This is a genomic window from Arenimonas sp. (assembly GCF_044348765.1).
Classification (GTDB): Bacteria; Pseudomonadota; Gammaproteobacteria; order Xanthomonadales; family Xanthomonadaceae; genus Arenimonas.
The window spans coordinates 1-6,449 of record NZ_JBIKSE010000108.1 but is presented as its reverse complement, the minus strand read 5'-3'; the positions used below and the strand labels follow the sequence as shown (position 1 = coordinate 6,449).

Here is a 6,449-nt window from a genome sequence, read left to right as displayed (position 1 = left end):
GTTTATTTTTAAGGCTTAAGACCAATGGAACAGAAGATGTTACTGCTGGAAACTACCGACAATCAATAACACAAGTTAACTTTACTGGAACAGCAGCAACAAGTATTGCTAACGGAAGCACTACCTCAACATCGTTTCAGTTAAGTAGCACTTTGTCGGTAACTAAATACAGCCAAGTTACAATTTCCAATCCACTTCAAAGTGGTCTAACATCCATGAAATCTATTATTGCTCAAACTTCAGAAAACGGTTATTCAGCTACAATGTCAGGTAACTCTATTAGCACTTTAGCTCAAGATAGTTTCAATGTTATTTGTGGAACATTTACTGGAACTGTTAAAGTCTATGGATTGAGGACTTCGTAATGACTAAAGCAAGAGATATATCAAATAGTGATTCATTGCTCGTAAATGCATCTGGAGACTCTATGACAGGAAGTCTTACTACAACAGAGTCTCTAAGAGCAAACTCTGGCGGTCCTGATGGTGGTCCTGTATTAAGAGCTTGGACTGATGATCCAGGAAACTTTACTGGTATCGCTACTAATGGGATGACTGGCAAAGAGTATATGTTAATTAGCAATGGTACCGATACCTACATGTCAGCTGGTGCTGGTGGTGTTGCAACTATTCGTGGTGGAGCAAATAGTACTGCAGCAAGTATTGCTGTTAGTACTACAGCAGTTACTGTTGTTGGAGATTTAAATGCAAACTATGTAAACTCAAACCAGGTAGTTAGTGGTGTGACTGTTCCTGCTGCTGGTCGTGGATTGCTTTGTAGACAACCTTCAGGTGATGGTTCAGATGCTATTATTCAGTTTACTAACTTTGGTGTAACTGCTCAAAGAGCTACAATAAATGCAAGCTCTGGCGGTGCCCTATCTTTAAATAGTACCACTGCATATTGGAATGCTATTTATAACACAACTCTTACTGGTACCGCAAATATTCAATCATCTTCAGATATGCAACTAAGACGAACTACATCATCTGCTAGATACAAAAAAGATATTGAAACACTGGATCATGAAATTGCAGATAAAATTCTTGACCTACGCCCAGTTTGGTTTAGGGCAAAAGAAAATAATATTGATAATCCAGAACAATGGTCTTATGTTGGTCTCATTGCAGAAGAAGTTGCAGAAATTGAACCAAGATTAGTTTACTTTAAACAAGCAGAACCTACTTTAGATGAACATGGAAACATGGTTACAGATGAAGAAGGAAAGCCAGTATTAAATATGCTAGAGACTCCAGTTCCTGAGAGTGTTCAGTATGATAAACTTACTGTTTACCTTCTGGATATTATTAAGCGTGAAAAAGCTCGTTCAGATGAATTAGAAGCTAGAATTATTGCACTTGAGGAGAGTATTAATAATGGCTAAAAAAGCTAGAATGTATACAGGTTCTGGGTGGGTTGACATAGCATCATCCACTACTGACTTATCCAATTATGCTAACATGACCAATACTCCTATTAGTGGTTTTCGTAATGCCATTATTAATGGTGATTTTAGAATTAACCAGCGTGGAATAACATCAACTGGAGTTACTACTGGTGGGTACTTTCTTGACCGTTGGCGTATGGATGGAAGCACTGGAACTATCACTGCATCTGTTCAATCATTTACTCCAGGCAATTCAATATCTGGATACGAACCAACGCAACACTCAAGAATTTCTGTTACTGGTCAATCCCTAACGACAGCGTATGCTACTACAAGTCAAAAGATTGAAGACGTAAGAACATTCGCTGGGCAAACTATTGTTATTTCTTTTTGGGCAAAGGCTGCATCTGGAACACCTAAGGTTGGAGTTGAAGCAACTCAAGATTTTGGTACAGGTGGTTCAACAGCAGTACTTACTTTTGCTGGAAATGCAACCATTTCAACTTCATGGGCAAGGTACTCTTTTTCAGTTACACTTCCAAGCATTAGTGGTAAAACAATAGGCACAGATAATGAGTTGCAAATTGGTATTTGGCTATCTGCTGGTGCAACCTATGATTCCCGTAGTGGAAGCATTGGAATTCAAAACAATACCTTTGATTTCTGGGGAGTACAGGTTGAAAGTGGTACAATTGCTACCCCATTTGAACAACGTCCTATTGGTACAGAACTAGCACTGTGTCAACGTTATTTTCAAAGACTTGGAGAACCTTCTTTACGAGGTGTTTTTGCTTCAACAACATTAGCAAATAGGCTTGGAATGCAGTTGCCAGTACAAATGAGAATTCCTCCAAGGGCTGCTAACGGAGGCTCGCTAACAATTAATGGATCAATACCTTTATATGATGGAGGAGCAACAGGAACATTTACAGCATTTACAACTAATTATTCAACCAATCAAAGTATAGAGTTTGATGCTACTGCAGCAACGGGAACGTTTACAATTGGAAGACCAGCAATTGTTTACAAAGTTAATTCATCTGCAAATTTTATTGATTTAAGTGCAGAACTATAATCTCAATATTTTAATACAACATTGACATGTACTACAAAAAACTGATATAATATAATTCCAACTATTAGAAAGAAAAAATAATGCGTATCCTAGTTTATGGAACCGAAAAATTTGATGACTACTCAACATTTATGCGTGGATTGGTTGTTGCTATAGATGATAACACAAATCCAAGTGATACAAAAATTGAAGTATTTACTGCAGGTCCACATAAACTTAATAACTTTACCGCAGAATTTATTAATAAAACTGAAGGATTCTTTAAGCAAAAGAATATTAAAACAAGATTTACAAGAGTTAAGAAATCAGATATAATTGATAAGTTTGAAGACTACGACTTTGACCACATTGTATCTTTCGGATCTAAATCAGATCAAAGATTCTTTGATACTATTTTAGATAAAGCCGAAACAAATAACATCAGTGCAAGCTACTATAAGATTTAGGAAAATCTATGCTAATTACAAACTATAATTATGCCCACGAACTTGTTTTAAAAAACAGTTCCTTACATTGGAACGGTTGGGACATTGTTGAGTTTAGAAAGAATCAATCTGCAGAATATGATATTGCAGGTACAAGAATTGATAATAGTTGGGGCTTTACAAAAACCTTCCCAATAACTGAAAAGGGCTGGGAGGTTCCAGAAAGATATGTTAGATGATGAATGGATTGTAAAAGCAAAATGTAGATCACTAGACAGTGAGATGTTTTTCGATAAGTATGAAGAAGATCCAGACTTAGCTAAGGTTGTAGATCAAATTTGTTTAACCTGTCCTGTAATAAATGATTGCTTTAATCACGGTACCAAGAATAGCGAGTGGGGTGTTTGGGGAGGAGTCTACCTCATTGATGGAGAAATTAGTCCAGCAAAGAACCTACACAAAACATCTGATATCTGGCAAGAACTTGTAGAGGTAGTTGGATAATATGCCAAAGTTTACCAAAGATATGTCCAAGGCAGTCCACCAGTTAAAGCCACCATATCGTAATCTAATTATAGATTTTGTTGAACACCCAAACTACATTGGTATTCGTATTTACGAAAACCAAATTATGGCTATGAATGAAATGCAAAAGGTTTCTGTAATGGAATATTTACAGTTATTAAGAACCACCATTGAATCCTTTGGAGTTAAAGCTAACTTTGACGGAGCCAAGGGTGATCCACCAAGGAGTATAAATTAATGTTTCATAGATTAGTCTGGATGATAGAAGAAGAAGTAACTGCAGAATTAGTTTCGTATGGAGCTTTTTCTTCTCGTGTTAAATACACATATAACGGAATAGATTTTGATGAGGTTGTTATGAATGACGACTTCATACCCTATGACGAACTAGGCTTTGAATATGAAATTTCAGAAGGAAATGATGAATAAATTTAAAAAGAATACCGCACTATGCTTTGATGATATCTTACTTGTACCTCAGCACTCAGATATTGACAGTAGAAGATCTGTTGATCTTAAAATGAATATTGGAAAAAATCTATCTTTAAGTCTTCCAGTAATCGCTGCTCCAATGGATACAGTATGTGAAATTAAAATGGCTATTGAGTTATATAAAGCTGGTGGTATTGGAATTATCCACAGATTTATGCCAATTGAAGATCAGGTAAGTCAGATTAGGTTAGCGGTTTCTGATCATGGTGTTAAAAATATTGGTGGATCTATTGGTGCAAAGGGAGATTATGTAAGTGATGCCCTAAGGATTGAAGAGGCTGGAGCAACGGTAATACTTGTGGATACCGCAAATGGTCATAGCTCCTACGCTATTGATGCAGTAAAAACCCTTAGATCCGTACTAAAAACCAGTACTCATATTATGGCTGGCAATGTAGCCACTGGAGAGGGCTATAAGGCACTTTCAGAGGCAGGTGCAGACTCAGTTAGGGTAGGAATTGGAGGGGGTGGAGTTTGTGTTACTAGATTAGTTTCTGGTCATGGAGTTCCCTTACTTTCTTCTGTTATGGACTGTAAAAAGGTAAAGGAAAAATACTCCCTAAATACAGCAATCATCGCTGATGGTGGAATTAGAAATTCTGGAGATATGATTAAGGCTTTTGCAGGTGGTGCAGATGCTGTTATGGTTGGTTCTATTTTGGCTGGAACAGAAGAGTCTCCAGGATCTACATTTATTAATTCAACTGGCAAATATAAAACATACAGAGGTATGGCTAGTTCTGAAGCAAATAAAGGAAAAGATATTGCTGTTGCAGAGGGTGTTTCTACCCTAATACCGTTCAAAGGGAGCGTCTCTGAGGTCTTAAAAGACATAAAGGGTGGTCTAGGAAGTGGTTGTTCTTACAGTGGTGTAACAAAACTATTAGACATATATGAAAATGCTATGTATGTTGAGGTTTCCCAAGCATCTCTAGGAGAATCAAAGCCTCATGCCTCTGGGCTAAATGTATGATAAAATAGTTATATATGCTGCCAATAGGTGGGATAAATAAACTAAAGGAACAACAATGAATGGTAAAAAAAATTACCGCAATTGTTGCTACGATAGCCTTATCACTAGTAACAGCGGTTCCAGCAAGTGCGGAAGAGTCAATTCGCAAAAAGGCAACCCATAACCAAACCATTAAAAAGGATAGGTGGGTGACTCTTGATTTCAAGGGTAAAGACTACATTAAAGGCAATGGTAATAGATCCTTATTTTGCTATCAAGCTGCTTTAAAAATGAAGGGCAAGAAAAAGCCCCAGTATATTAAATTAAGGTTGGCTAGGACCAACTCAAAAGGATATAATTCAACGGCAACAAACACATACTTTGTTTCAAAGAAACCAAAGAGTACCCTTGTTTTTTCAAATTGCTGGGTAATTGAAACAGGATCTAAGGTTGTAGTACAAATTAGAGTTACTGGAGGAAGCAAATCTTATACCTCAGATATGAGACAATTTAAAATGTGGACTCCAGGAGGAAACTACCCAGCTGATTTTTCAGATTATATAATTGAAGGAACTTTGTAATTCCCTAAGTGATATAATAAAATAGTTAAACATAAAAAATGTTTAACGAGGAGTACAACTGAAAAATTGAAAAAGATTCTTTCCTACCTACTATTAACCCCAATGATTTCATTGTTAGCATTAGTAACACTTTCTCCAATGCCACCTGCAACTGCGGTAATACAAGAACAGCCATGTAATACATACTCTTGGTCTGGTGAAGATGATACCGCTCATCAAATGATTTTAACAAATCCTTTAACTCTTGGAGATACAACATATGATGTAACATATGTAACTACTAATGGAACTTTAACTTTCGGTACCCCTGATGCTAATTTTAGTTCATACCCACAAACCCCATCTATTTCTTTAGCAGGGTATGACTGGGTAACATTTGGTCAGGGTGCTAGTTTAAGTTATGGTGCTACAAATACAGGATTTTGTGTTGAGTGGAGAGTAAGACCATTCCCTCAAAACACTGGTAATCTTACAATTATTAAACTAACTGTTGATACTTCTAAGCTACCTTCTTGGTCTGGAGTTATTGAAACTACTGGATGGCTTCCAACAGATCTTAGAAGAGGTATTAGGTTTGCACCTGGACAAGATGTAGTTACTATATCAGAAGCTTTTTCAATTAATGGTGGGGTTCCAGTAGAGATGCAAACCTGTTGGGATGGATCTGTTATCCCTCTTACATCAACCTGTCCTGCAGAACCACCACCAGGTCAGTGCTGGGATGGTTCAACTATTCCTTGGAATGGAACCTGCCCACCAATACCACCAGATACACAATGTTGGGATGGATCATGGGTAACTTGGAGTCAAACTTGTCCTCCTCAGCCACCCCCAATAACTTGTTGGGACGGTTCAGTAATTCCCCATGATCAAACTTGTCCCCCAACTCCTCCAGATATCACTTGTTGGAATGGAGAAGTAATTAGCTGGAATGAAGTTTGCCCACAAATGCCACCACCAATTGAATGTTGGGATAGCTCAGAAGTTAATTGGAATGAGCAATGCCCACCAA

11 protein-coding genes are annotated in these 6,449 nt (G+C 37.4%); all 11 read left to right on the top strand.

Annotated elements, in window-relative coordinates; all coding sequences use genetic code 11:
• On the top strand, positions 1-365 hold a 365-nt coding region (locus ACIQ0Q_RS09435; protein WP_395772682.1), incomplete at its 5' end, for a hypothetical protein.
• Positions 365-1,384 (top strand): tail fiber domain-containing protein, encoded by a 1,020-nt coding sequence (locus ACIQ0Q_RS09430; protein WP_395772681.1) that lies wholly within the window; start codon positions 365-367, stop codon positions 1,382-1,384. The genes ACIQ0Q_RS09435 and ACIQ0Q_RS09430, both read left to right, overlap by 1 nt.
• Complete coding sequence (locus ACIQ0Q_RS09425; protein WP_395772680.1) at positions 1,377-2,462, top strand: hypothetical protein; 1,086 nt, start codon at positions 1,377-1,379, stop codon at positions 2,460-2,462. The genes ACIQ0Q_RS09430 and ACIQ0Q_RS09425 overlap by 8 nt, the downstream gene beginning before the upstream one ends.
• 80 nt (positions 2,463-2,542) lie before the next feature.
• Positions 2,543-2,908, top strand: a complete 366-nt coding sequence (locus tag ACIQ0Q_RS09420; RefSeq protein ID WP_395772679.1) for a hypothetical protein — start codon at positions 2,543-2,545, stop codon at positions 2,906-2,908.
• 8 nt (positions 2,909-2,916) lie between these two features.
• On the top strand, positions 2,917-3,126 hold the full coding sequence (locus ACIQ0Q_RS09415) for a hypothetical protein (RefSeq protein WP_395772678.1): 210 nt from the start codon (positions 2,917-2,919) through the stop codon (positions 3,124-3,126).
• The gene (locus ACIQ0Q_RS09410; RefSeq protein ID WP_395772677.1) at positions 3,116-3,391 is read left to right on the top strand and encodes a WhiB family transcriptional regulator; all 276 of its coding nucleotides are present in this window, start codon (positions 3,116-3,118) and stop codon (positions 3,389-3,391) included. The genes ACIQ0Q_RS09415 and ACIQ0Q_RS09410 overlap by 11 nt, the downstream gene beginning before the upstream one ends.
• A gap of 1 nt (position 3,392) precedes the next feature.
• Positions 3,393-3,650: a hypothetical protein gene (locus ACIQ0Q_RS09405; RefSeq protein WP_395772676.1), complete on the top strand. Its 258-nt coding sequence runs from the start codon at positions 3,393-3,395 to the stop codon at positions 3,648-3,650.
• Between the two features lie 20 nt (positions 3,651-3,670).
• Positions 3,671-3,841 (top strand): hypothetical protein, encoded by a 171-nt coding sequence (locus tag ACIQ0Q_RS09400; RefSeq protein WP_395772675.1) that lies wholly within the window; start codon positions 3,671-3,673, stop codon positions 3,839-3,841.
• Positions 3,813-4,877, top strand: coding sequence for a guanosine monophosphate reductase (locus tag ACIQ0Q_RS09395; protein ID WP_395772674.1), 1,065 nt, complete (start codon positions 3,813-3,815; stop codon positions 4,875-4,877). The genes ACIQ0Q_RS09400 and ACIQ0Q_RS09395 overlap by 29 nt, the downstream gene beginning before the upstream one ends.
• Positions 4,878-4,936: 59 nt before the next feature.
• Positions 4,937-5,437 (top strand): hypothetical protein, encoded by a 501-nt coding sequence (locus ACIQ0Q_RS09390; protein ID WP_395772673.1) that lies wholly within the window; start codon positions 4,937-4,939, stop codon positions 5,435-5,437.
• A gap of 66 nt (positions 5,438-5,503) precedes the next feature.
• A partial coding sequence (locus ACIQ0Q_RS09385; RefSeq protein ID WP_395772672.1) for a hypothetical protein occupies positions 5,504-6,449 on the top strand: 946 nt, incomplete at its 3' end.

Bases quoted from the DNA above. Each gene is read 5' to 3' on its own strand.
- ACIQ0Q_RS09430 (WP_395772681.1), top strand. From the start codon at position 365: ATGACTAAAGCAAGAGATATATCAAATAGTGATTCATTGCTCGTAAAT.
- ACIQ0Q_RS09425 (WP_395772680.1), top strand. From the start codon at position 1,377: ATGGCTAAAAAAGCTAGAATGTATACAGGTTCTGGGTGGGTTGACATA.
- ACIQ0Q_RS09420 (WP_395772679.1), top strand. From the start codon at position 2,543: ATGCGTATCCTAGTTTATGGAACCGAAAAATTTGATGACTACTCAACA.
- ACIQ0Q_RS09415 (WP_395772678.1), top strand. From the start codon at position 2,917: ATGCTAATTACAAACTATAATTATGCCCACGAACTTGTTTTAAAAAAC.
- ACIQ0Q_RS09410 (WP_395772677.1), top strand. From the start codon at position 3,116: ATGTTAGATGATGAATGGATTGTAAAAGCAAAATGTAGATCACTAGAC.
- ACIQ0Q_RS09405 (WP_395772676.1), top strand. From the start codon at position 3,393: ATGCCAAAGTTTACCAAAGATATGTCCAAGGCAGTCCACCAGTTAAAG.
- ACIQ0Q_RS09400 (WP_395772675.1), top strand. From the start codon at position 3,671: ATGATAGAAGAAGAAGTAACTGCAGAATTAGTTTCGTATGGAGCTTTT.
- ACIQ0Q_RS09395 (WP_395772674.1), top strand. From the start codon at position 3,813: ATGAAATTTCAGAAGGAAATGATGAATAAATTTAAAAAGAATACCGCA.
- ACIQ0Q_RS09390 (WP_395772673.1), top strand. From the start codon at position 4,937: ATGGTAAAAAAAATTACCGCAATTGTTGCTACGATAGCCTTATCACTA.